This is a genomic window from Mesorhizobium sp. M1338, assembly GCF_040318045.1.
Classification (GTDB): domain Bacteria; phylum Pseudomonadota; class Alphaproteobacteria; order Rhizobiales; family Rhizobiaceae; genus Mesorhizobium.
The window spans coordinates 1-23,038 of record NZ_JAMYLL010000030.1; the positions used below are offsets into that span (position 1 = coordinate 1).

Annotated in this window: 20 protein-coding genes and 3 pseudogenes; 5 read left to right on the plus strand and 18 right to left on the minus strand. The window is 61.9% G+C overall.

All coding sequences use genetic code 11. From position 1 onward, the window contains the following. From NKH19_RS22550 to NKH19_RS22570, 5 genes and pseudogenes are all read right to left on the minus strand, one after another. A pseudogene (locus NKH19_RS22550) lies at nucleotides 1-760 on the minus strand (hypothetical protein); the annotation flags it as partial. Between the two features lie 56 nt (nucleotides 761-816). Then, nucleotides 817-1,827, minus strand: a complete 1,011-nt coding sequence (locus NKH19_RS22555) for a succinylglutamate desuccinylase/aspartoacylase family protein (protein WP_352871326.1) — start codon at nucleotides 1,825-1,827, stop codon at nucleotides 817-819. 3 nt (nucleotides 1,828-1,830) lie between these two features. Further along, nucleotides 1,831-3,048: a Rid family hydrolase gene (locus tag NKH19_RS22560; protein ID WP_352871327.1), complete on the minus strand. Its 1,218-nt coding sequence runs from the start codon at nucleotides 3,046-3,048 to the stop codon at nucleotides 1,831-1,833. Nucleotides 3,049-3,051: 3 nt separating this feature from the next. Next, nucleotides 3,052-3,396 carry a RidA family protein gene (locus tag NKH19_RS22565; protein ID WP_352871328.1) on the minus strand — a complete coding sequence of 115 codons (345 nt, stop codon included), beginning with the start codon at nucleotides 3,394-3,396 and terminating at the stop codon, nucleotides 3,052-3,054. Between the two features lie 38 nt (nucleotides 3,397-3,434). Continuing rightward, complete coding sequence (locus NKH19_RS22570) at nucleotides 3,435-4,757, minus strand: alanine racemase (RefSeq protein ID WP_352871329.1); 1,323 nt, start codon at nucleotides 4,755-4,757, stop codon at nucleotides 3,435-3,437. Nucleotides 4,758-4,834: 77 nt separating this feature from the next. Here NKH19_RS22570 and NKH19_RS22575 point away from each other — a divergent pair, with 77 nt between their 5' ends. Further along, nucleotides 4,835-5,776 carry an amidohydrolase family protein gene (locus tag NKH19_RS22575; protein ID WP_352871330.1) on the plus strand — a complete coding sequence of 314 codons (942 nt, stop codon included), beginning with the start codon at nucleotides 4,835-4,837 and terminating at the stop codon, nucleotides 5,774-5,776. On the opposite strand, the gene NKH19_RS22580 is transcribed toward NKH19_RS22575, so the two are convergent. The 4 genes from NKH19_RS22580 to NKH19_RS22595 are packed head-to-tail and all read right to left on the minus strand — an operon-like array spanning nucleotide 5,750 to nucleotide 10,260. After that, the gene (locus tag NKH19_RS22580) at nucleotides 5,750-6,721 is read right to left on the minus strand and encodes an ABC transporter permease (RefSeq protein ID WP_352871332.1); all 972 of its coding nucleotides are present in this window, start codon (nucleotides 6,719-6,721) and stop codon (nucleotides 5,750-5,752) included. The genes NKH19_RS22575 and NKH19_RS22580 overlap by 27 nt on opposite strands. Next, complete coding sequence (locus tag NKH19_RS22585) at nucleotides 6,718-7,683, minus strand: ABC transporter permease (RefSeq protein ID WP_352871333.1); 966 nt, start codon at nucleotides 7,681-7,683, stop codon at nucleotides 6,718-6,720. The genes NKH19_RS22580 and NKH19_RS22585 overlap by 4 nt, the downstream gene beginning before the upstream one ends. Further along, nucleotides 7,680-9,188, minus strand: a complete 1,509-nt coding sequence (locus tag NKH19_RS22590; RefSeq protein WP_352871334.1) for a sugar ABC transporter ATP-binding protein — start codon at nucleotides 9,186-9,188, stop codon at nucleotides 7,680-7,682. Before NKH19_RS22590 ends, NKH19_RS22585 begins: the two co-directional genes overlap by 4 nt. Before the next feature lie 19 nt (nucleotides 9,189-9,207). Beyond that, nucleotides 9,208-10,260 (minus strand): substrate-binding domain-containing protein, encoded by a 1,053-nt coding sequence (locus tag NKH19_RS22595; RefSeq protein WP_352871336.1) that lies wholly within the window; start codon nucleotides 10,258-10,260, stop codon nucleotides 9,208-9,210. A gap of 240 nt (nucleotides 10,261-10,500) precedes the next feature. Here NKH19_RS22595 and NKH19_RS22600 point away from each other — a divergent pair, with 240 nt between their 5' ends. Next, the gene (locus NKH19_RS22600) at nucleotides 10,501-11,301 is read left to right on the plus strand and encodes an IclR family transcriptional regulator (RefSeq protein ID WP_352871338.1); all 801 of its coding nucleotides are present in this window, start codon (nucleotides 10,501-10,503) and stop codon (nucleotides 11,299-11,301) included. Between the two features lie 211 nt (nucleotides 11,302-11,512). After that, entirely contained in the window at nucleotides 11,513-11,845 is a 333-nt protein-coding gene (locus tag NKH19_RS22605) for a hypothetical protein (RefSeq protein ID WP_352871339.1), read from the plus strand. Between the two features lie 69 nt (nucleotides 11,846-11,914). Here the strand turns inward: NKH19_RS22605 and NKH19_RS22610 are convergent. Then, nucleotides 11,915-12,187: pseudogene (locus NKH19_RS22610) on the minus strand (IS481 family transposase); the annotation flags it as partial. A gap of 388 nt (nucleotides 12,188-12,575) precedes the next feature. Here NKH19_RS22610 and NKH19_RS22615 point away from each other — a divergent pair. Beyond that, nucleotides 12,576-13,676, plus strand: coding sequence for an IS4 family transposase (locus tag NKH19_RS22615; protein ID WP_352871340.1), 1,101 nt, complete (start codon nucleotides 12,576-12,578; stop codon nucleotides 13,674-13,676). A 105-nt stretch (nucleotides 13,677-13,781) separates the two neighbouring features. Here the strand turns inward: NKH19_RS22615 and NKH19_RS22620 are convergent, their stop codons facing one another. From NKH19_RS22620 to NKH19_RS22640, 5 genes are read right to left on the minus strand one after another with little or no spacing between them, the layout of a single operon-like run. Then, nucleotides 13,782-14,654, minus strand: coding sequence for an ABC transporter permease (locus NKH19_RS22620; protein WP_352871341.1), 873 nt, complete (start codon nucleotides 14,652-14,654; stop codon nucleotides 13,782-13,784). 1 nt (nucleotide 14,655) lies between these two features. Further along, nucleotides 14,656-15,492: an ABC transporter ATP-binding protein gene (locus tag NKH19_RS22625; RefSeq protein WP_352871343.1), complete on the minus strand. Its 837-nt coding sequence runs from the start codon at nucleotides 15,490-15,492 to the stop codon at nucleotides 14,656-14,658. Between the two features lies 1 nt (nucleotide 15,493). Beyond that, nucleotides 15,494-16,534, minus strand: coding sequence for an ABC transporter substrate-binding protein (locus NKH19_RS22630; RefSeq protein ID WP_352971187.1), 1,041 nt, complete (start codon nucleotides 16,532-16,534; stop codon nucleotides 15,494-15,496). Between the two features lie 57 nt (nucleotides 16,535-16,591). Beyond that, on the minus strand, nucleotides 16,592-17,536 hold the full coding sequence (locus NKH19_RS22635; RefSeq protein ID WP_352871345.1) for a hydroxymethylglutaryl-CoA lyase-like TIM-barrel protein: 945 nt from the start codon (nucleotides 17,534-17,536) through the stop codon (nucleotides 16,592-16,594). Then, nucleotides 17,533-18,720 (minus strand): CaiB/BaiF CoA transferase family protein, encoded by a 1,188-nt coding sequence (locus NKH19_RS22640; RefSeq protein WP_352871346.1) that lies wholly within the window; start codon nucleotides 18,718-18,720, stop codon nucleotides 17,533-17,535. The genes NKH19_RS22635 and NKH19_RS22640 overlap by 4 nt, the downstream gene beginning before the upstream one ends. A 105-nt stretch (nucleotides 18,721-18,825) precedes the next feature. Here NKH19_RS22640 and NKH19_RS22645 point away from each other — a divergent pair, with 105 nt between their 5' ends. Next, the gene (locus tag NKH19_RS22645) at nucleotides 18,826-19,755 is read left to right on the plus strand and encodes a LysR family transcriptional regulator (protein ID WP_352871347.1); all 930 of its coding nucleotides are present in this window, start codon (nucleotides 18,826-18,828) and stop codon (nucleotides 19,753-19,755) included. 102 nt (nucleotides 19,756-19,857) lie between these two features. On the opposite strand, the pseudogene NKH19_RS22650 reads toward NKH19_RS22645, so the two are convergent. The 3 genes and pseudogenes from NKH19_RS22650 to NKH19_RS22660 all read right to left on the minus strand — a co-directional run. Continuing rightward, nucleotides 19,858-19,983 (minus strand): annotated as a pseudogene (locus NKH19_RS22650) (hypothetical protein); the annotation flags it as partial. A gap of 183 nt (nucleotides 19,984-20,166) precedes the next feature. Then, entirely contained in the window at nucleotides 20,167-22,068 is a 1,902-nt protein-coding gene (locus NKH19_RS22655) for a bifunctional sugar phosphate isomerase/epimerase/4-hydroxyphenylpyruvate dioxygenase family protein (RefSeq protein WP_352871349.1), read from the minus strand. 85 nt (nucleotides 22,069-22,153) lie between these two features. After that, the gene (locus NKH19_RS22660) at nucleotides 22,154-22,987 is read right to left on the minus strand and encodes a cyclase family protein (protein ID WP_352871351.1); all 834 of its coding nucleotides are present in this window, start codon (nucleotides 22,985-22,987) and stop codon (nucleotides 22,154-22,156) included. Between the last annotated feature and the right edge of the window lie 51 nt (nucleotides 22,988-23,038).

Consider the following 23,038-nt stretch of genomic DNA (forward strand, 5'->3'; position numbering starts at 1 on the left):
AGGGTCGGAACGTCTCGAGGCCGCTCACCGGAAAATCCGGAAAACGCCGTTGCGGCACCGCGTGCTCGCAGGTTTCGGCAATCCAATGCCTGACGAGTTTGCGCGCCGGCTCGCCATCAACTCCCGCGCTCGCCGCGCGCGCAAGGCAGGACGGGCAAAAGCACAGTGACAGCAGAAAATCGTCTTCCGGCGTCAGCCCGACGCCGTCCTTCTCGTGATGGTATTCATGGGCAAAACCCATGAAGGATGGGCTTTCGAGTTCGATCCTGTCTGGCCGGTAGCTGTGCGAGATGTCGGCGACGAGCGCACGGACATAGGCGCGCGCATCGGGATGCGACGGGCAGAGATTGTAGTAATTGGCATCGCCGAAAGCATTGCGGGTGACAGCCTGCGGATGAAGCATGCCGAGGCGGGTGTTGTGCAGGCAGACCGTCCAGCACGAAACGCCAAGCCCTCCGGCGTCGCGCCGGCGGATAAGGTTGCCAAGCACATCGCCACCCTCGGTGGTCACGTCAGCCACCTTGGGCTGCATGGCGAGGCTTCCCCAGCGCGCCGCGGTCGGCTTGAAATAGATGGTGCCGTCCTCGGGAAAATAGGCTTTGCGGCGCTGGCTGCGCGGCTGCAGGAAGCGGCCGGCATGATAAGAGGTCGCGATGCTGATCATGTTGAGCCCAGCGCGCTCGATAAGATCGCGTTCGACCGTCTCAAGGCCGAGATCCTGGATGTCCCAGGGATAAGTCCACATGGACAGTTGCTGCATCGAATATCCTCAGTCCTGATCTTGATATCGGCGCCCGGCCTGGCACGGCTTCATGGTTAGCCCTCGACCGGCTCAGCGACCTGCATCAGGCAGTCACCCGCCTCGCACATCGTGTGGAGCCGCCGCGACAGCACGATGCCGCTTTCGGCGAAATGCAGCGCCTCCTCGGCAACATCGAGCCGTTCGAGATCGTGATACCAGCCGGCCAGTTGTCCGGCGCTGACACTGTCGCCTAGCCTGACGGCGGGCTCAAACCAGCCGCGGCGGGTGGCGTAGACGCCCTGGCTGTGCCGGGACAGCGACAGCAGCCGTGTCGGCGCCGACGGCGTTTCGCCCGCGCCAAGAATCGGTGCGTCGACCAAACCCAGTGCTACCATCAGACTGTCGAGGGCACGGGCGGTGATCGCCATCGAATCGACGGTGGCGGTGCCGCCGCCACCGAACTCGCCGCTGACACCGATGGCTCCGGCCCGGCGCGCCGCACCCATCGAGGTCGGCGAAGCTTGGCCGTTGTCGGCGACGAACCCGTAGGGCATGCCGAGCGTGCGCATCAGTTCCACCCCGCGCCGATGGCGCTCGGGATCGGCATTGCGTTCGACCAGTGCGGTCGGCAAATGCTCCATAGATGTGCCGCCCGAATGGATGTCGAAGATGACGTCGTGGCGAGGGAACAATTCCGTCTCGAGGAAATTGGCGAGCCGGCTGGTCGGCGTGCCCGAGGGATCGCCTGGAAAGGCGCGGTTGAGATTGCCGCCGTCGAGCGGCGAGCAGCGTTTGGCGGCCATTACGGCCGGCGCATTGGCCATCGGCATGATGGTGATGCGGCCCTTGATCCGCTGCGGATCGAGCCGGCGCACCAGCTTTGCCAGCGACAGCTCGCCCTCATATTCGTCACCGTGATTGCCGGCCATCAAAAGCAGCGACGGCCCTTCGCCGTTGCGGATGAGACAGATCGGCAACGTGACCTGGAAATAGGGCGAACGGTCGATCGAGAACGGAATGCTGAGATGGCTCAGCGTCTTGCCGTCGCGGTCGAAGTCGAGCGTATGGCTGTGGCCAGTGTGCATTGTTCAGACCGCCGCGACCGCGGTGACCTCGATACGCAAATCCGGGTCGGCGAGACGCGCCTCGACGCAGGCGCGAGCCGGCAGGCGCGCAGGGTCGACCCAGGCGTCGTAAATGCCGTTCATGGCGTCGAAGTCGCCGATCTGCGGCAAGAAGATGTTGACCGCCACCAGCTTCGACTTGCTGCTGCCGGCCTCGACCAGCAGCGCCTCGACCTTGGCCAGCACGTCACTGGTCTGGCTCTCGATGCCTGCCTTGCGGTCGTCGGCCACCTGGCCGGCTATGTGCACGAGGCCGCCATCGGCGAAATGCAGCGCCTCCTCGGCAACATCGAGCCGTTCGAGATCGTGATACCAGCCGGCCAGTTGTCCGGCGCTGACACTGTCGCCTAGCCTGACGGCGGGCTCAAACCAGCCGCGGCGGGTGGCGTAGACGCCCTGGCTGTGCCGGGACAGCGACAGCAGCCGTGTCGGCGCCGACGGCGTTTCGCCCGCGCCAAGAATCGGTGCGTCGACCAAACCCAGTGCTACCATCAGACTGTCGAGGGCACGGGCGGTGATCGCCATCGAATCGACGGTGGCGGTGCCGCCGCCACCGAACTCGCCGCTGACACCGATGGCTCCGGCCCGGCGCGCCGCACCCATCGAGGTCGGCGAAGCTTGGCCGTTGTCGGCGACGAACCCGTAGGGCATGCCGAGCGTGCGCATCAGTTCCACCCCGCGCCGATGGCGCTCGGGATCGGCATTGCGTTCGACCAGTGCGGTCGGCAAATGCTCCATAGATGTGCCGCCCGAATGGATGTCGAAGATGACGTCGTGGCGAGGGAACAATTCCGTCTCGAGGAAATTGGCGAGCCGGCTGGTCGGCGTGCCCGAGGGATCGCCTGGAAAGGCGCGGTTGAGATTGCCGCCGTCGAGCGGCGAGCAGCGTTTGGCGGCCATTACGGCCGGCGCATTGGCCATCGGCATGATGGTGATGCGGCCCTTGATCCGCTGCGGATCGAGCCGGCGCACCAGCTTTGCCAGCGACAGCTCGCCCTCATATTCGTCACCGTGATTGCCGGCCATCAAAAGCAGCGACGGCCCTTCGCCGTTGCGGATGAGACAGATCGGCAACGTGACCTGGAAATAGGGCGAACGGTCGATCGAGAACGGAATGCTGAGATGGCTCAGCGTCTTGCCGTCGCGGTCGAAGTCGAGCGTATGGCTGTGGCCAGTGTGCATTGTTCAGACCGCCGCGACCGCGGTGACCTCGATACGCAAATCCGGGTCGGCGAGACGCGCCTCGACGCAGGCGCGAGCCGGCAGGCGCGCAGGGTCGACCCAGGCGTCGTAAATGCCGTTCATGGCGTCGAAGTCGCCGATCTGCGGCAAGAAGATGTTGACCGCCACCAGCTTCGACTTGCTGCTGCCGGCCTCGACCAGCAGCGCCTCGACCTTGGCCAGCACGTCACTGGTCTGGCTCTCGATGCCTGCCTTGCGGTCGTCGGCCACCTGGCCGGCTATGTGCACGAGGCCGCCATAGACCACCGCCTGCGACATGCGCGAGCCGGACTGAAAATACTTGATCATATCGGATCCTTTCGAGGTTCTCTTTTTGGGGGATCTGGTCAGCCGAACCATGTGGGGAAAGCGTGGCGGACGTGGCCGGTCGCGTCGACGCCGAAGATCACGCGATAGCGGTCGAGGCAGGTGCAGGGATGCGAGATGCCGAATTCGATGACGTCGCCGACGGCTATGTCGTCGCTCGGCGCAATCGACAGGAAGGCATGCTGATCGTTGAGCTTTATAACCTCGGCGCGCGCTGCCGGCATGGGCAACGGCTTGCCGGCACGAAAGACGGTGAGCAGCGTTGGAAAGCCCTGGTCGAACGACACGTCGCGCATGCCCATCCCGCAGATGACGAGGCCGGGTTCCGGCCGCGACAGCACTTCGGCCCACAAGCGCAGCGCGGGCCGAAACGCATGTCGCGCTGAAGCGCTGATGCCGCCGATGGTAAAACGCTTGCGGGCATCGAGGGCGCCGAGCGATCGATCGTAAGTGCCATGGTCGTGGAAGAAGATGGCGCCGCTGCGCAGAACCAGCGTCGCATTGCTGTCGCTGAAAACCACCGGCGACAGTGCCGCGACCACCTTGTCGAAGAAGACCGAGCCGCCAGCGGTGACGATTAGCGGCGCGTTGCCGCCGACGCGGGCGCGCAGCCGCAGGACCATGTCGGCGGTCATGGCCAGCAAAGCGGATATCGCCTCGTCGGTGCGGCCGGGCTCGGGCTGGGCTGCCGCCCCTTCATAGGTCGCGACGCCGGCGATCAGCAGTCGCCCGTCGGCAACCATGATCGCATCGGCGATGGCCTCGGCTTGCGCGGTCGTGCGGGCGCCCGCCCTGCCCGCGCCGAGTTCGACCAGAACGCGCAAGGGCGGCAGTGCCGCATTGGCGCGCCAAGCCTCGGCAAGCGCGTTCACGGCGTCGACCGAGTCGGCAAAGACGAAGAGCTCGGCCTTCGGCCAGGCACCGGCAAGCAACGCCAGCCGGCTTGCGCCGCCCGCTCCGCCGACTTCATTGGCGATGATCAGCCGTGTCAGGCCGGCCCTGAGCATCACTGTCGCTTGCCTGATATCGGCGACGGTGGTGCCCCATGCTCCGGTCTCGACCAGCGACCGGGCAAGGTCGGGCGCCATCGGCGTCTTGGCATGCGGTGCGATCGCAACCCCCTGTTCGCGCGCATAGCGCAGGAACAGGTCGCGGTTGGCGGCAAAGGCCGCCTCGTCGAGGGTCAGTACCGGCAGCGCCATGCGTCCCTCGGCTGGATGCCAGTGCTCGGCTGCGACAAGGCTGCTGTCCAGCCCGGAAGTGCCGGGAGGCACGCCGCGGATGCGGTCGTCGAGCAGAAAATTTTCGCGCACGCCAAGCGAGACTGATGAGTTTTCAGTCATCCAATGCTAACCCTTTCGCCGTCGCAGAACCCTGCCGGGATCGATTGCCGATGCCGGTCACCGCATGAGAGAGACGCGTGCCAGAACCCTACTCCGGACCGATCATCGACGCCCATCATCATCTTTGGGATCTCGGCCTGGGGCGGCATCCCTGGCTCGCCGACACGTCCGGCGAGCGCGGCGGGCTGGGCGCGCTTGGCCCGTTGCGCCAAGACTACCTTACGCAGGATTATGTGCGCGACGCCGGCAGGCACAATGTCGTCGCTACCGTGCATGTCGAAGCCGGCTGGGCGAGCGACGACTGCATCGGCGAGACGCGGTGGCTGGAGACACTCGACAAATCGCGGGGCGTCGCCGCGCGCTATGTCGTCCACGTGCCGCTCGCCGACCGCCAGGCGCGGGCTTTGATCGAGGCGCAGGCGGCCTTCGAACGTGTCGTCGGTGTGCGCGACATACTCAGTTGGGATCCGGACCCGGCCCGCCGCTTCGCGACCCGCGACGGCACCATGGACGATCCGGCTTGGCGCGCCGGCCTTGCCCTGCTTGGCCAATACAGGCTCGCCTTCGACCTGATGGTGTTTCCGCGCCAACTCGCCGACGCGGTGCGGCTTGCAGCCGCCTTCCCCGACCAGCAGTTCGTTCTCAATCACTGCGGCAGTCCGATCGATCGTGACGCCGAGGGAATGCGCAGATGGCGCGACGGTCTGCAGCTGTTGTCGGAGCACGACAACGTCGCCATCAAGATATCGGATCTGGTCGCCTACGATCATGACTGGACGCTCGACAGTTTGAAACCGGTCGTCCTGCATTGCATCGACTGTTTCGGCACCGGGCGCGCCATGTTCGGCAGCGACTTTCCGGTCGCCGGCCTGCATGCATCGTTCGACGACATATACGATGGCTTCAAAACCATAGCGGTGGACTTTTCCGCAGACGAACAGACGGCGCTGTTCTACGGCAACGCAAGGCGCATCTACCGGCTGGATGATGTGTCATCGGCGCGCCTGCTCCCGGCCTGAGAGAAGCAGCAGGCCTAGGATGAGCGAGCCGAACAGGATGCTGCGCCAACCGGGCGATGCGTTGACGACGGTGATCAGCGCGGTGATGGTGACCAGCAGGATGGCGCCCGGGATGGTGCCGGCATAGGTGCCGCGTCCGCCGAGGATCGAGGTGCCGCCGAGCACCACAGCGGCAATCGAGGCGAGCAGGTAGGGATCGCCGATCCCGACATAGCCTTGTCCGTTCATGCCGAGGACCAGCACGCCGGCAAGTCCCGAACAGAAGCCGCTGATGCCGTAGACCGTGAGTGTCGTGGATGTGACCGGAACCCCCGATAGTGCCGCGGCGAGTGGATTGGCGCCCATGGCGAAGATCCGGGCGCCGAGGGATGTCGCATGCATCGCCGTCAGCACGATGACGGAGACGACCACCCACAACAGCACGCCGGCCGGAATGCCGGCCGGCCGCGCATTGCCGAGCCAGTGCACCAGCGGGTTTTCAGCAGTCACCGCACTGCCGCCGGCGACGATGATCAGCAGACCTTGCAGGAATGTCGCCATGGCCAATGTCATGATCATCGGGTGGACGCGCAGCAGCGCGACGCCCAGCCCGTTGACCAGGCCGATTGCCGTCGTCAGTGCAAGAACGGCAAGGATGGCGGTGATGCCGGTCGGATCCGCCTGCCACGACAGCAGTGGCAGGCTGACTGCGCTGACCGTGACGATGGCCGCAACCGAAAGATCGATGCCGCCGGCGATCACCACGAAGGTCTGCCCCGCCGCAACCAGGCCGATGACGGCGCCGAGCTCGATCAGATAGCGCAAATGGCCGTAGGCGCCGAAGCCGCGCGAAACGAAGCTCGCCACGATCCAGACCGCAGCAACGATGGCAACGGTCAGGAATGGCCGGCTGCGCAGGACCGTCAAGACGCGTCTGCCGCCCGCGCTTTCAGTCCATGCCGTCATTGCTGCACCTTGCGGAATTGCGGGATGGCGACCGCGCCGATGATGATGAGGCCCTGGGCGACATACTGGGTGACTGGCGTGAAGCCGAGGAAGAACATGACGCTGATCATCAGGCTGAGCAGCAGGCTGCCGGCAAGCGCGCCGCGCATAGTGCCCTGTCCGCCAAGGAAGCCGATGCCGCCGAGCACGGCGGCGGCAATCGAATTCAGCGTAAAGGCGGCACCGATGACCGGATCGCCCGAACCCGTTTGCGCGGCGACGAATAGGCCGGCGCCCGTGGAGAGCAGACCGCTGATCGCATAGGCCGCGATGCGCGCACCATCGACCGGCACGCCGGAGCGATAGGCGCCGACCGGATTCTCGCCGGCGGCATAGAGGCTCAAGCCGAGTGGCGTGGCGAGATAGAGTTTCCATAGCGCAGCGATGAGCAGCAGGAGCGCGAATGCCGCCGGCGTGTTGCCGGCAAGCAGATCGGACAACCACGCTGGAATGGCGCCGCCGGGCCGCGGCAGGATGAGCAGCGCCGCACCGCCGATGATGAAGGAACCGGCGAGCGTCACCACGATCGCCGGCAGGCGAAGCCGCACCACGATGAAGCCGGTCGTCGCCCCAATGCCGAGGCCGGTCAGCGCCACCGCGGCGGTGCCGCCGGCGACGCCCAGCGGCCCCGCCATCGTCGTCGCTGCGATGACCGCGCCCAGGCTGACCGTGGCGCCGATGGCCAGGCTGATGCCGCCGGTGAGCATCAGGATCGCCTGCGCCATGGCGACCAGCGCCAGCGGAAACCAGCTCTGGGTGAATTTGGCGAAGCCCGCGGCCGTGAAGAGGCCGGGAAAGAGGATGCCATAGGCGACGAGAAACACCAGGACGACGGCGAACAGGCTGCGCACGCCGACATTGCGGCGCAACTGAACCGGCCAGTAGAGCGCGCCGGTCTGGTTTGCGGAGGAAGGTGTGTTCATGCCGCAACCTTCCGCTGTCCGGCGCCCATGGCGGCGGAGACGATGGCTTCCTCGCTGAGCGCCCCGCGCGCCAGCATGGCGACGATGCGGCCTTCGCGGACCACGGCGACACGGTCGCAAAGATGCACCAGTTCGGGCGTGTCGGAGCTGAGCAGCACGACCGCCTTGCCGGCAGCAGCGAAGTTGCGAAGCATATAATAGATTTCACGCTTGGTTTCGACGTCGACGCCGCGCGTCGGATCGTTGAGGAGAAGCACGAGCGGGTCGTGCGGCATCCATTTCGCCAGCGCCACCTTCTGCTGATTGCCGCCTGACAGGGCCTGCGCCGACCGGTCGAGGTCGCCCTTGATGCCGAGCTGGGCGGCAAGACCTCTGGCCGTCTCGCGCTCGGCGCGGCGGCTGCGCAGCTTCAGCGCCGGCACCCGCGCAAAGGCAGGCAGCATCATGTTGGTGATGATGGGATGGATCAGATGCAGGCCTTCACGCTTGCGGTCGGCCGGCACATAGGCCAGCCCGAGCGCGTTGGCCTTCGGCACGCCGCCTGGCAAACCTGAGGCACCGTTGACGGTCGCTGATGCCGTCCGCGCCGGAATGGCGCCGTAGAGGCCGAGCAGCAGATCTTCCTGGCCTTGCCCGACCAGGCCGCCGATGCCGAGCACCTCGCCTGTCCTGATATCGAGATCAACGTCACGCATCAGACCGGCTGAAAAATTGCGAACCGAGATGGCGTTGGCAGGCGAAGCTGAAGGCTGCCATTGCGGAAAGAGGTCACCCGGGTCGCGGCCGACCATCAGCCGCACCAGCCCGGCGGCATCGGTTCCTTCCAGGGTGCGATCCGCCGTGCAGGTGCCGTCCTTCAGAACGGTGACATGCTGGCATAGCGACATGATTTCGTTCAGCCGATGCGAGATGTAGAGGATGGCGATGCCCTCGCCGCGCAGCCGCTCCAGCAGATCGGTCAGGATTTTCGTTTCGGTTGCCGAGAGTGACGAGGTGGGTTCATCAAGAATGAGCACGCGCGGCCGGCGGTAAAGTGCCTTGGCGATCTCCACCATCTGCCGGCGGCCGAGCGACAGATGTCCGACCGGCGTCGACAGTGGTTCGTGAAGGCCGACGAGGTCGCACGCGGCCTTGGCCCGGGCGGCGAGTTCGGGGTAGTCGACAAGGCCGAACCGGCGTGGATAGGCGCCAAGGCCAATGTTTTCGGCGATGGAAAGGCTGGCCGTCAGGCTGAGTTCCTGCTGGACGACGGCGATCCGGGCCTGTCGCGCAATGGCGGGAGTCATGCGTGAGACCGCGCGTCCATCGACCTCGATCGTCCCGCTGTCCGGACGCAAGGCGCCGGACAAAAGGTTGATCAAGGTCGACTTTCCGGCACCGTTCTCGCCGAGCAGCGCATGCACGCGGCCCGGCAGGAGAGCGATGGAAACGTCGCGCAGGACGGGGTTGCCGAAGAAAGACTTCGACACCCCCCGCGCGGCAAGAAGCGGAGCCGTGATCTGCAATTTATGCGGCCTTTCCGGCTTACTTTTGAGCCAGCAGCTTCTTGAACAGTTCCTCATCGTAAGGCGAATAGATATAACCGTCAGCCGGGAAATCCTTCGCCCGGGCGAGATATTCGTCGATGTTGGAATTGTCGATCACCGGCAGCGGGATCTTGACGAAAGCCGGCACATCCGTGCCTTCCAGCGCCTGGACGGCGGTGTAGGTGGCGAAGGCGCCGAGCCAGTTCGGCTGCATCGTCGCCCAGCTCTTCAGGCTTTTTTCCTTCCAGAGTTCGAGGAACTGACGGGCGTTCTCGCCGGTGATCGGCACCTGTTCGCGGCCCTGCTTGTCTAGGGCGAGCACGGCACCGGCCGACAGCGCGCCGCCGAGCGACAAGATGCCGTCGATCTCGGGGTTGGCGAAGAGCAGACTGGTTACGGCTTCCTGGGCAGGGGCGACATTGTAAGGCGTGTTGGTCTCGGCAAGGACCGTCACGTCGGGATGAGCCTTGAGCTCGGCGTCGGCGCCTTTGCGCCTGTCGTCGCTGACCGAGACGCCGGCCGGGCCGTTGAGGATCAGAATCTTGCCCTTGCCGCCGATGGCGTCGATCAGGAACTTGGCCGCCTGGTCGCCCCATTGGGAAGAATCGGTATTGACCTTGGCCGTCACCTGATCGGTATCGACGAGGCTGTCGAAGTTGATGATGGCGATGCCCTTGGCGCAGGCGTCGGCCAGCACACGGGCCGGCGCCGTCGACGAGCCGGCAATCAGGATGATGGCATCGACGTTGGAATCGATCATCGACTGGATCTGCTGGATCTGGACGTTGGCATCGCCCTGGGCGTCGGTCACGACGAGCTTGTCGACAAGACCCTGCTTCTTCAGGGTCTCGACTTCGGCTTCGATCGTACCTTGCGTCTGTTTCATCCAGGTCGGCACGGAATAGATGTTGGCCCAGCCGATCGTGTACGGCGCCTTGCGGTCGCCCTTGATGCAGTTGGCGGCGGCGTTGGCCTGCGAACCGGCGCCGAGGCTCAGCACGAGACCGAGGCAAAGGGCGCTGGCGGATGCGAAAAACGATGATTTCATCATGACTGTTCCCTTCAGAGGTTGTGGCTCGACGTGCGGAATCGGGACGACGAAACCCGTCGGTTGCCGAGCTCGGAAACCGCCTGTTCTCGTCGGGACTTTCTGCGTCAGGCTCGTTAGTTTGTCTGGTATTTCAGACATCCTGTCTGTATATCAGACAAATGGGATGCTAGACCGAGCCTTGACATCTTTCAAGCGTCTTGGGACGAGCACCGAAATGATTCTTGAATGGACGCGGCTGAGATGAGCGACGGGGCTACTGATCTGATCGAAAAGGCAGCCGGCGCGGAGCCGCGCAGTGGCGAACGACGACGCGGCATCGACCGCGTGATCATGCTGCTCGAGGCTTTGCTGCGGCACCGCGCGCCGATGCGCGTCGGCGACATGGCCAAGATGATCGGCGCACCGCGTTCGACCACCTACGAAATCGTCAACAGCCTGCTTGACGCCGAAATGCTCGAAAACGTCGGCAGTGAAGGCTACGTCTATTTCGGGCGCGCGATGCATCTGTTCGGCTGGGCCTATTCGCATCACAACGCCCACTACCGGCGCATCATCGAGACCCTGGACAGGCTGGCCGCGGAGACAGGCGAGACGGTGCAGCTGTGCGGTTTACGCGGCAACAAATATATCGTTCTGGATTGCCGGGACTCGCCCGGCCCGTTCCGGATTTCAAGCGATGTCGGGGTCGAGGTGCCGATCCCGTGGACGGCATCGGGACGACTGCTGCTCGGCCACATGAACGAGGATGAGCTGAGAGACTTCATCCCCGCCGCCGACTACAGGCTTCCCGACGGCCGCATCATTGCGCCAGCCGAGTTCTTCGCCGATGTCGCCACGGCGCGCCGCCAAGGTTACAGCGAGACCGCCGCGCTGGCCGACCGTTTCACCTGGTGCATGGCCGCGCCGATCCAGGACGGCCATGGCGCCATCAACAGGACCTTGTGTTTCGTGTTGCCTGTCGACACGCCTGAAGCGCGGCGCAGCGACCTGCTTGCGCTGTTGCGCGAGCGCGCCCGCGGATTGTCGCTGGCGGGAGGCTGACGATCAGCCGTCGCGCGTCTGGTCTTTCATGTGCTCGCGGCTGCCAGGGGCCTCACATCTCAGCGTGAGTTTCCGTCACAAGCCTATCGAACACCGGCTTCAGAAGCTTCGCTCTCGCTTTCGCTGCGGCAGTCGCGATAGAGTCTTCAATAGAAGTCTCAACAGCAATCGTTGGTATGAAAGGGGCATCGAGACTGCGGTCGACTGTCCGTTGGATGATAACCTCATCATCCGCCGCCTAACACCGGCATTCTTCGTCGCGACGAAGCTGGAGGCATATCTCGGCAGAGGTGGGAACGATCTGCTCTCCGGCCGGGATGCCGAGGACCTACTTTTGATCATCGACGGCCGGGAAGAGTTGGTCGCTGAACTCGGAGCCGCTAACGACGAGGTCCGCACCTACATCGGCGGCCAGTTCAAAGCTCCACTTGAAGCACCAGATTTCGATGACTTTCTGCAGGGCAATATCAGAGGGCCGCAGGGCCGGGTCGAGATCGTGCGCGAGCGCTTTATCGCAATAAGCCAGTATGCCAATGGTGGCTGAGGGCCGGCACCAACGCATACAAATGGCCGCTTCCCTGTCCAGCCCGGAGACATAGGTAACAGTTTGTACCTAAGACATGGGTGACAACCTCGTGCCGAACGGGTTGTCGATGGTCTGCAAGGTCCTCTGTTCCAAGTCGATATATCCGAGATCGTAATGCATGAAGCTGACGAGCCAAATGCCGTCGTCGACTTCGGTGATTCCGAGCCTCTGGCCGGCGAGCACGGTGGAGACGTTGATCTTCTTCCTGTGCATGCAGATGCGGCCGCAGGCGGTGACCAGGATGTCGCGGTCGTGGAAGGGGTATTCCAGTTCCGGCAAGCCCTGATAGGCTCTTGAGGACTCGGGATCGAGCTTCATGGCCGGCCATCTGCTTGCGCCACGCCCAACTGTGACGGAGCCACGCCGAACGCTTCCGCGACGACCTCCTTCACCGACGACCCCACTGCGCTCTGGCTAGGTCGACCAACGCGCGATTCTCGGTGCAACTCCACCGCCTTCGTTGCCGCACGCGCTCGGGACGACGTCGGCTCTTTCGATGGCGATGTCCGTACCACAGATCGCGACTCCGACATCGGCAGCGGCGAGCGCCGGTGAGTCATTTTGCGTGCTGAAGACGCGCTACAACCCGTTCATGGAGAAGACATCAGGCCCACGGTACACGACAGTCAGGGTGAGAACGGGATGATGTGTTTGGATTGAAGATTCCTCAGCAAAAGGATCTTCGCCCATGACACTGATTCATTCCGCTCTCAGCGCGACGTTAGGTTGGCACTTCGCGCTGAGCAAGAGCCGGCTTATGACGCTTGTGGTGCTGATCGCCGGGCTTGCCCAGTCGCGCACTGTCAATCTATCGCATCTGGCCGTGCATCTGTCCGGTCCGGCCCTCTATGCCTCGAAGTATCGGCGGCTGCAGCGCTTCTTCCAGTTCGTCCGGCTCGACCAGGCCGTGGCTGCGCGGATGGTGGTGCACATGCTCAACCTGGAGCGACCAAAATATCTGGCGCTCGACCGCACCAATTGGAAGCTCGGATCGCGCGACATCAACATCCTGATGCTGGCGATCGTCACAAGGCGCTTCCGGGTGCCGCTGCTGTTTACCTTGCTGCCGCATCAAGGCAACTCCGACACGGGCCATCGCATCGCGCTGATGCGCCGCTATCTCAGCCTGTTTCCTGCTGCCTCCATCCGCTGCCTGCTCGCCGATCGTGAGTTCATCGGCGCTGAATGGATGGATTTCCTCAACGAAAACAATATCCCCTTTGCCATCCGCGTGAAGGTCGACATGACCGTCACCTTCGATGACGGCCACACATGGTCGCTGGCCACGCTCTTGCGGCGCAGGCGGGCCCGATGCGCGGCAATCATCTGCAAGGGGCGCATCAACGGCACGGCAGGTGCCACGCGCGAACCTGTCCGCCTTGTCGCGAAGCGCCTTGGCAACAATGAATGGCTGATCGTCGCCACCATTCGCCCCGATCCCAAGCAAGCCCTCAACGACTATCGAAAGAGATGGGGGATCGAATGCCTGTTCGGTGATACCAAGACACGGGGCCTCAATCTCGAAGACACCCACATTACCAATCCCGAGAAGCTAGAAAACCTCATCATCATCGCCATGCTCGCCATCACATGGGCCTACCGATGCGCCACCAGCACCATGGGCATGAAGGCCATCCCCCGCAAAAGCCATGGCCGTCGCCAAAAATCCTGGTTCCGCATCGGTCTCGACGCGCTCAGGGACTGGATCGTCAACAGCCCCAAAGCAGCAGCCAACGCATGGCTCGCAAAAGCACCCCGAAGATCGATGACGATCTCAAAACAGACCTGAGTCGTGTACCGTGCATCAGGCCCAGCCCGCGAATATAAAGGCATTGATCGTCGGCAGAAAATTCCCCTCGCGCCAGCTGGCTTTGGCATTGTCCAAACGGCAGGCTCAACCGTGGCTGTTAAATTGCGGTTGCCAGCGCAGACAATAGGCCTGAATTCGGCGGACGATGACCGCCAGGAGAATCCCCACGATCATGAGCACAAAAATTGCGACCATCATTCCGGCGGCATCCGCGCGCGCTTCAGACTCGACGATCAATTTGCCGACACCGCGTTCTGACCCAATAAACTCGCCGACAATGACACCGACGAGCGCAAAGGAAACAGCCGGCGTCAACGATGCGAAAACCCATGCCAAGGCAGACGGTACGACGACAGTGCGAAGAATCTTTCCTTCACTTGCCCCAAGCAGCCGGGCGGCGGCGATCTGGTCCTGGTCGACCGCTCTTGTTCCCTCGTAAGTATTGAAAAAGACGACAAAAAACACCACGATCCATGCCGTAACAATCTTCGACATGTCGCCGATGCCGAACATGAGTATGATCAACGGCACCAAGGCAATACGCGGAATCGAATTGAGTGCAACGACGTACGGTTCGAATACCTTTGACAGGTAGTCGGAGCGCCCTAGGACCATCCCGACTACAACACCCGATATGGTCCCGCCCAGAAAGCCGAAAAAAGTGTTTTTCAAAGTAGCAAGTGTCGCCGACCAGAGATTGTTGGCGTTGTCATTGAAGCATTGCCCAATGCCTGAACGGTCCAGCATCGTACCCGCTTGATCCGCAAAGCAGCCAAGGCGGAGAAAGCTTTGCCATATCTCGGAAGGCCTGGAGACGAAATAGGGATCGAGAATGCTTGGCACTATATATCGCAATATCCCGATGCTCCTCAGGTCATAACCCCATTGCCAGATCGCTAGAATGGCAATGAGAATCGTAATTCGCCACGAGAACACTGCGATGACGTTCGGTTTCATTTCATTCCGCCTTGGTCTTCCTGAATTCCTCACCGAGCGAGTGCCAGATGTGAGAAAACATCTCAGCAAATTCGCGTGACTCGCGCAGCGCGACCGCGTCGCGCGGCCGCGCGAGGGGGACTTCAAAATCTTCCTTCAGCCGGCCAGGGCGTGCAGACAGAAGAATGATGCGATCGGCGAGCGTCAGGGCCTCGCCAAGATCATGTGTGACGAAGATCACAGTCTGGCGCCGCGCTTCCCATATCTCCAGGAGGATGCGATGCATCTCCAGTTTTGTATGGGTGTCCAGCGCTCCGAAGGGTTCGTCCATCAGCAGAATCTCTGGCCTGGTGATGAGGGTGCGCATCAGCGCCACGCGCTGGCGCATGCCTCCCGAGAGCATCCTCGGAAAGCTCTTGGCAAAATCGGCAAGGCCGACCATCTGCAGCGCTTTGCGAACCCGTTCCTGCCGTTCCAGCTTCGGGACGCCGTGGATTTCCAAACCATATTCGACATTCGCCTCCACGGTCCGCCAGGGAAATACTGTGTCGCGCTGGAAGATGTAGCCAACCTTCGGATTGACTTGGCCGAAGTTCATCTGCTGGCCGTCGATCAGGATCTCTCCGCTAGTCTTCTCAACAAGACCCGCGACCATGTTAAGGATCGTGCTCTTGCCGCAGCCGGACGGTCCAAGAAGAGCGACGAACTCTCCCTCAGCCACGTCGAAAGAAACCCGATCGACAGCGGTAAAGCCCGCACCAGCCGCACGAAAACTCTTTTCGAGGGCGCGCACCTCAATACGAGTGGTCCGCTGCCGCTGGGGCAGCGACGGGCTCATAACCGGCCGCATGATCGTCATCTCAGCCGAACCTTGCCTTTGCGGCAGCGACAAAGCGCGTATCGACCGCTTGTTCGAATGGGGTTGGGGGAATCTCCGTGGCCTTGCGAAACCAGACCTTCGCACCGCGCTCATAGTCTTCGGGTGCTATCGTGCCATCGTAGGCCCACGTGTCACGGTCGAACAACAGTTCAGTCTTGGCGAATTCCGGATCGATCCCACCATAATATTTCTTGGCGACCAGGCCGTAGACCTCGTCTGCGGGTGCCGTCTTCACCCAACGCATGGCCTGGTAAATGGCATTTACATATGCCTGAACCATTTCCGACTCGCGATCGATGGTATCCTGCAATGCATAGATGACGATCGAGGGAATGTTTCCGCCAAAGTCGCGCTGCCAGACGCCGTCGGCACGAACATCATAAATGGTCTTGCCAAACCCGCCACGTTCCGCCTGCAACTGCCAGGTCAGGGGCGTCATGAGCGCATCATATTGCTTTGATTGGAGACCGGCGAGCGAAGTCTTGCTGCCACCGCCAGCGATCCAATTCACCTTCTTGTCGAGGCCTCGCTTTTCAAAATAGTAGGAACCGAACATCCACGTTCCAGAACCGATAGCAGTGGCTGCAATCACCGGTTTTGAGCCATCCGGCTTACTCATATTGGCCAACAGGTCAGGGGTCGTCACACCTTGCTCGTAAAGATCCGCCCTGACCACCATGTTTGCAGTCGACGCGACCACTTGGGTCGCCATGATCATCTTGGCGGGCTTGCCGCGGTTGGTCAGCTGCAGCGGATGGCTCGCATCGCCTTGTCCGAAAGTGGCTTGCCCGGCGGCGACCATTTGCCGGGCGAGCGAGCCGGCATCGAGCGGTGTCAGGGTCATATCCAGCCCCTCAGCTTTGAAAAAGCCTTTCTCCAGGGCAACAGCGCTAATCGCATAGATCGGAGTCGTGGATCCGTATGTTATCGAAGCGCTGGATGCGGCGAATACTGATTGCCTGGTAGCGAGTACAAAGCCGATGCTGCCTGTCGCTGCTAGCAAATGCCTGCGTGTGATCATAACTTCCTCCCTTGGTGTCTATGCGAATGCCAATAAGGGTGGCCGATCTCCTCCAGATCAGGCCCGCCAATCCATTGTGTTGGGCGGCTTCGCCCGCGCGATGGCGCCGTAAAGCTGTTCACCGGGCATTTCCGATTCCGGAATAGCGCGCACCGCCGTCAGCGCATCCAGGTCGATTCCAGTTCGGAAACCCATTGTCTCGCAGAGATAGACGAGATCCTCGAAGACAATGTTGCCAGTTGCGCCCGGAGCGAACGGGCAGCCCCCAAGACCACCGAGCGAACCGTCAAGAATTCGAGCGCCTGCATCGAGTGCCGCCGAGGCGTTGGCAATAGCCATCCCGCGTGTGTCGTGGAGATGAACGAGAAACGGTCGATCGCCGCAGAGCCTCTTCATTTCAACGCATAGTCCGCCGACCTGCCTCGGTCCGGCAAAACCCACAGTATCAGCGATTCCGATTATATCGGCCCCTGCCTCGAGACACGCCTCGGCGAGATGCAGCACTTCTGCTGGATTGACGGTGCCTGCGATCGAGCAACCGAACGCCATGGCAATCCCGGCATTAACAAGCGGCTTGCCCTGCGATTGATTGCGCAGCTCGACCACTTTGCCGACAAGCTTGACTGCAGCGTCGCGTGATCGGCGCATGTTCGCCTGGCTGTGTTCCTCAGTTGCCGAGACGACGCAGACGATTTCGTCAACTTCGGTTTCGAGTGCATCTATTGCGCCTCGCTCATTGAGAGCCAGCCCCATGGAAAACGCACCCTCAAGGCGAGCAACTGTTTTGATCATCTCGCGAATGTCAGCGAATTGTGGCATGCGTGATGCAGGCAGAAAGGAGCCGATCTCGAAGTGACGAACGCCCGCCGCATATTCGCCGGCGATCCAATCGCGCTTGGCGCTGGTGGATGGAAATGTTCTCACCAACTGAAGCCCATCGCGAAGTCCGACCTCTCGAAGCGTCACACGGTCGGCGGGATAGATTTCAGCTAGCGATCTCATGCGGCTTGCGCCTTGGCATCGCCACGGGCGGATTCGATATCCGCATCGGTCAGACCGAGCTGTTTCAGTACCGATTCCGTGTCTTGGCCGACAGCAGGAAGGTCACCGCCGCCCGTCAGCATGATCCCATCGACTTCAAATGGCAGTGAGGGCGCTCGAAACGTTTCGCCTTCCGATGTTTTCGATGTTGCAAGGCCGCCAGGGCGCATGACGTGTGGATCAGCGTACATGTCACTGGGTTTAGCAATCGGCGAATAGGGAATGCCGAGTTCCTCGAACGATTTGAGCAAGCCATCTGCATCGCTGCCAGCAATCGCGGCGGCCACTATGGGGACCGTCCAGGCGCGGGCATTGATCTGGTCCATGCGTGTTCGCAGACGGTCATCTGCAAGCAGTTCATTGAGACCGAGCAAACCACACAACGACGCCCATTGTCCTTCAGTGACGGCACCGACGAAAATCTGCCGCCCATCCGCCGTGTCGAAGATGTCGTAGACGGGCCAGGAGAACTCACGCTCCGGCATGGGCGGTGGATTCTTGCCTTCCAACTCGAACTGGACCATGTGTTGGGCAACGAGCAACAAGCAGTTCTCGAACAGACCAATGCGAAGATTGCGCCCGTCCCCTGTCTGGTGACGCTCAAGGAGTGCTGCCAGGACGGCAAATGCTCCGAAAAGCCCACCCATGATGTCGTTGACCGACGACCCGACCCGTAGCGGCCGGCCCGTCGGTCCGGTCATATACGCAAGTCCGGTCATCATTTGCACGACCTCATCTAGCGCCGTGCGATCCTGATAAGGTCCACGCAAGAAGCCCTTGTGCGAGGCTATGATCATTGTTGGATATTGTGTTCGGAGGCGATCCAGATCAGCGCCCATCTTGCTGAGCGAAGCGTCGCGGAAGTTCTCGACGAAAACATCGGCTGTCGCGAGAAGCTTGTCCAACGCAGCCCGCCCGCTTTCGGTCTTCAAGTCCAGCTGAACAGACTTCTTGCCGCGGTTAAAGACGGGAAACATTGGCCGGCCCATACCGCCGAGCCTTCGAGTTTTGTCACCTTCCGGCGGTTCGACCTTGATGACCTCGGCACCAAGAAATCCGAGAAACATCCCGCAGGAGGGTCCCATGATCATATGGCTCATCTCGACGACACGAAGACCGTCAAGCGGTTTGAAGGTCAATTCCATGGGCGGTCCGATCCACATTTGTCGTCAGCCCGAGGACGATATCCTTGTCTTCGGCATCGCGAAATTATAGTGTTTCTAAATCTGCTTTCTCGAAACGAGAAACGTATGGATTCACGGCAACTTCGTTATTTTTCGGCGGTCTACGAGCACGGCAGCCTGTCTTCTGCCGGCGAACACATGCGCATCGCCGTATCGGCTCTGAGCCACCACCTCTCCAATCTTGAAGCGGAGCTATCTACAGCTCTATTTTTCCGCAAGCCGCGTGGAATGCAGCCGACCGCGGCAGGAGAGCGCCTCTATACCCACGCCAAATCGATCCTGAAGGCGATGGCAGCTGCTGAGAAAGATATCCGGGAATCTGGCGGGCAAATATCTGGAGATGTCTCCGTCGGCATGGCCTATTCGGCGGTGAAAGCCATCGGTGTGTCGCTGGCGCAAAGAGTCCTGGCGGATTATCCGAAACTGCGGCTCTCGCTTTCCGAAAGCCTTTCGGGTTCCACGTTGATGCATCTCATGACGTCGGAAGTTGATCTCGCGCTCGTCTATAATCCACCGACGGAATCGCGTCTGAAAACCCAGCCGATCCTCGAAGAAACCATGATTTGTATCGGGAAACGTGAAATTATTGGCGACACCGACGAGCCGATACCATTCGCCAGCTTGCTCGAGCTTCCGATCATTCTCTTGCGGCAAGGGCTCTCTGCCCGAGCCCTGGTCGATGATGTCGGCCTGCTGAAGAGACTCGAAAGCAAGGCTCGACTGCAGATGAATTCGGTTCATGCCATTGCCGATTCCCTTGTTGCGGGACTTGGCTGTGTGATCGGAACAAAGCTGTTTATGAAGGAACATATCGAAAGCGGTGCTCTTCACTTTCGTCCAATCATCGAGCCGGAACTGTCACGCACGCTTTTCATTTGCGAGATTGCTGACAGAACCGGCACATTCGCGGCCGAAGCGGTGCGAGCCGTGATTCTGGATCTGGTCGCGGATGCGGTGATTAAGGGAAAATGGGACGCCACTCTCAGCATTCCCTAAGAACGAACGAGCGGCATCAATTTCGTACCTCGCGCCGGCAGATGCGCGCACGTGAGGAATGCTTTGGGGCGCCCCTCGCTCTACCACGCCTATATCTTCGCAGCGGATACCGAGCACGACTTCGCTCTCCAGCGATGGATATTCGAAACCGTTGGCTGACGTGTCGATCGCAATACCGCCAACCTGGAACCGGCCAGCAGCGTCCAGCCGACCTTGCAGAAAATTCATCGCCGGCGAACCGACGAAGCCTGCGTCTCGCCGGGATATGACCCGTGCCGCGTATGATCTCAAACCGCGATGCCCGGATCAGCGCCGCCGTCGACGAGCACGAGCGGCGAAGCGGCGGGCGGCCCGTCGATGCGATAGTGCAGCGTGACCCCCTTGATGCGCGCGAAATTCATGCCGGGACTCTCACCGGCGCAATTCGCGGGGCATGCCCTTCGGCCGCAGATGTCGTTTCTGAGCCGCAATGCGGAACGGCGCGTTGGGTGCGCCGTAGCCCTTGTAGCCGCCACGGCGTTCCACCACCTCGACGATGAAGCCTTCGCCGAAGGTCGGTGCATAGAGCTGGAAGAATTCGCCGTTGTCGTCGCGGTCGTAGAGGATGTTTTCGGCGCGCAGCCGGTCGGCGAGATCCGGTTCGAGCCCGAACCGTGCTTCGACATCGTCGTAGTAGTTCGGTGAAATGGCGAGGGGCGCGAAGCCGTTTCGTCTCAGCGCCGCCGCGGTGGCGAAGATATCGCCGGTCAGAAACGCCAAATGCTGCACGGCCGAGCCGAAATTCTCGGCAATGAAACGCCCGGCAAGCGTCTGCCGGTTCTCGGCCCCGTTCAATGTCAGCCTTAGCTGGCCATCATCGCTCTCGATCGCTTGGCTTCTCACAATGCCGGACGGATCGATGACATCCACCATCGGCGTCTTCCTGGTACGGAATATCGATGTGTAGAAGAGCAGCCAGGTGAGCATTTCGCCATACTCCATCGTCTGTCCGACATGGTCGATCCGCGTCAGACCAGCGGGCTCGCAGGGGCTGGCGTCGTCGACGGGCAGGAATTCCACGTCCCAGACGTTGGAGAGTTCCGACGTGCCGTCAATGAAGTAGACAACGCCGCCGCCGACCCCGCGTATCGCCGGAATCTGCAGTTCGCCCGGTCCGACGGCCTGCTCGAACGGCTCGGCGCCGAGCGCCTGCGCGCGTTTGACTGTCGCCTTCGCATCCTCGACCTTGAGGCCGATGGCGTAGACAGATGTCCCGTGGACCAGGAATGAGGAGTGGGCCAGACCCTCGCGCTCGGTGTTGACGACAATGTTGATCTCACCCTGCCGATAGAGGCTGACCTCCTTCGATACATGCCGTCCCGCCAATTTGAAGCCCAGCGCGTGCAGCAGCGTTGACAGCGCGGCACTTCCGGAATCGTCGGCCGCGAATTCGACGAACGCCACGCCCGTGACGCCGACCCGGTCCGGCATCTCTGGCATATCGAGCTGGAGCCCGGGTTCGTCGCGCCGCACCTGATCCATCAGCGCAAGCAGCGACCGGCGGCCGTCCACGGCGATCGATTTCGGCGACCCGCCACGGAACTGATCGTTGAAAATCTCCAGCGACAGGTATCCGTCATAGCCCGTGGCGGCGACCGCGCCGACGAAAGCCTTGACCGGCAGGTCGCCTTCGCCCGGCATGTTGCGGAAGTGCCGGCTCCAGTAGAGCAGGTCCATCTCGATCAGCGGCGCATCGGCCAGTTGCACGATGAAGATCTTGTCCTTCGGGATCGAGCGGATCGAGCCGACGTCAATCTTCCGTGCCAGAGTGTGAAACGAGTCGAGAATAAGCCCGACATTGGGATGGTCGGCGCAGCGAACGATCTCCCAGGCGTCGCGATGGTCATTGATGTGCTTTCCCCAGGCAAGCGCCTCGTAGCCGACGCGCAAGCCACGCCTTGCGGCGCGCTCGCCGAGTTCGCGGAAATCCGCCGCCGCGCGGTCGATGCCGCCGAGCGCCACCGGCGAGACGCTGGAACAGATCAGCATCAGATCGGTACCAAGCTCTTGCATGACGTCGAATTTGCGCTCGGCGCGGTCGAATGCTCGACTGCGCTGCGGCTCCGGCAGCCCTTCGAAATCGCGGAAGGGCTGGAACAGCGTGATGGCGAGCCCGGCATCGCGCGCCATGTTGCCGACGTCGGCGGGCGAGCCGTCGAAACCCAGGAAATCGTTTTCGAAGATCTCGACGCCATCGAAGCCGGCGGCGGCGATCGCGGCGAGCTTCTCGGGGAAGTCGCCGCCTATCGAGACCGTGGCGATCGAGGTCTTCATCTCTTTGCGGACCCGCGCCGCAACGCCCTCGACCCAAAAGGATCGAGGGAAAAAACGACAGACTCGACGCGGTCTTGTTGCGGCATCATAGGAGCGCGATCATCCGGGTAGGACCGCCGGTGGCGCCCTTCACCTTGGGGATGCCGAGGAAGAGACGCGTCCCGGATTCCGGAATCGCGTCGAGATTCGCCAGGCATTCCACGCCCCAGCGACCGCTTCCCAGCCATTCGTAGTGAACTGGAAACGCTCCACCCGAATTCAGCCCGGTGTCGAGCGACAGCGTGTCGACTCCGATGCCCTTCACCTTGCGCTCGTTGATCAGCATCTGCGCCGTTTCGATGTGGAAGCCTGGTGTGTGATTCTTCTTCTGGTCGTCATTGCCGGTGAATTTCGGATCACCGACCAGTTTGTGCCAGCCGGAATTCATGACGACGCAGCATCCCTCCGGCAGCGGACCGTTTTTCGATTCCCACGCCTTGACGTCATCTGGCGTCAGCGACGTGTCGACATTGTCGGCGGCGGGGGCGGCTATGTTGATGACGGCGACCGGAACGATGAGATCCGAGATCGGGATCAGATCGGCCGTCAGGCCGTCGGCGGAGAAATGGATCGGCGCGTCCATATGCGTGCCGCTGTGCTCGACGATCGTCCAGCGATTGAGGTTCACCTTGTCCTTGGCGAAGGTGACGAGTTGCTCGACGGTGAACCATTTGTCACCGCTGAAGGTCGGAAATCCTTCGTAGAGGGCATGTGAAAGATCGACCGTGTCCGTGAAACCTGCTTGCGCGGCGCGTGCCGGCTGAACCGTCGGGAGCGTTGCCGCGGCGGCGGCTCCGAGGCCGAGGGTGAATCCAGCCTTGAGCAGGCCGCGTCGCGTCGCGTTTTCGCAGATCGAATGAAGGCACCCTGGAGGACACATGTGGCTTTTCCTTCCCCTGTTTCGTTTGAGATCGCGAGTACCGACGGCGTT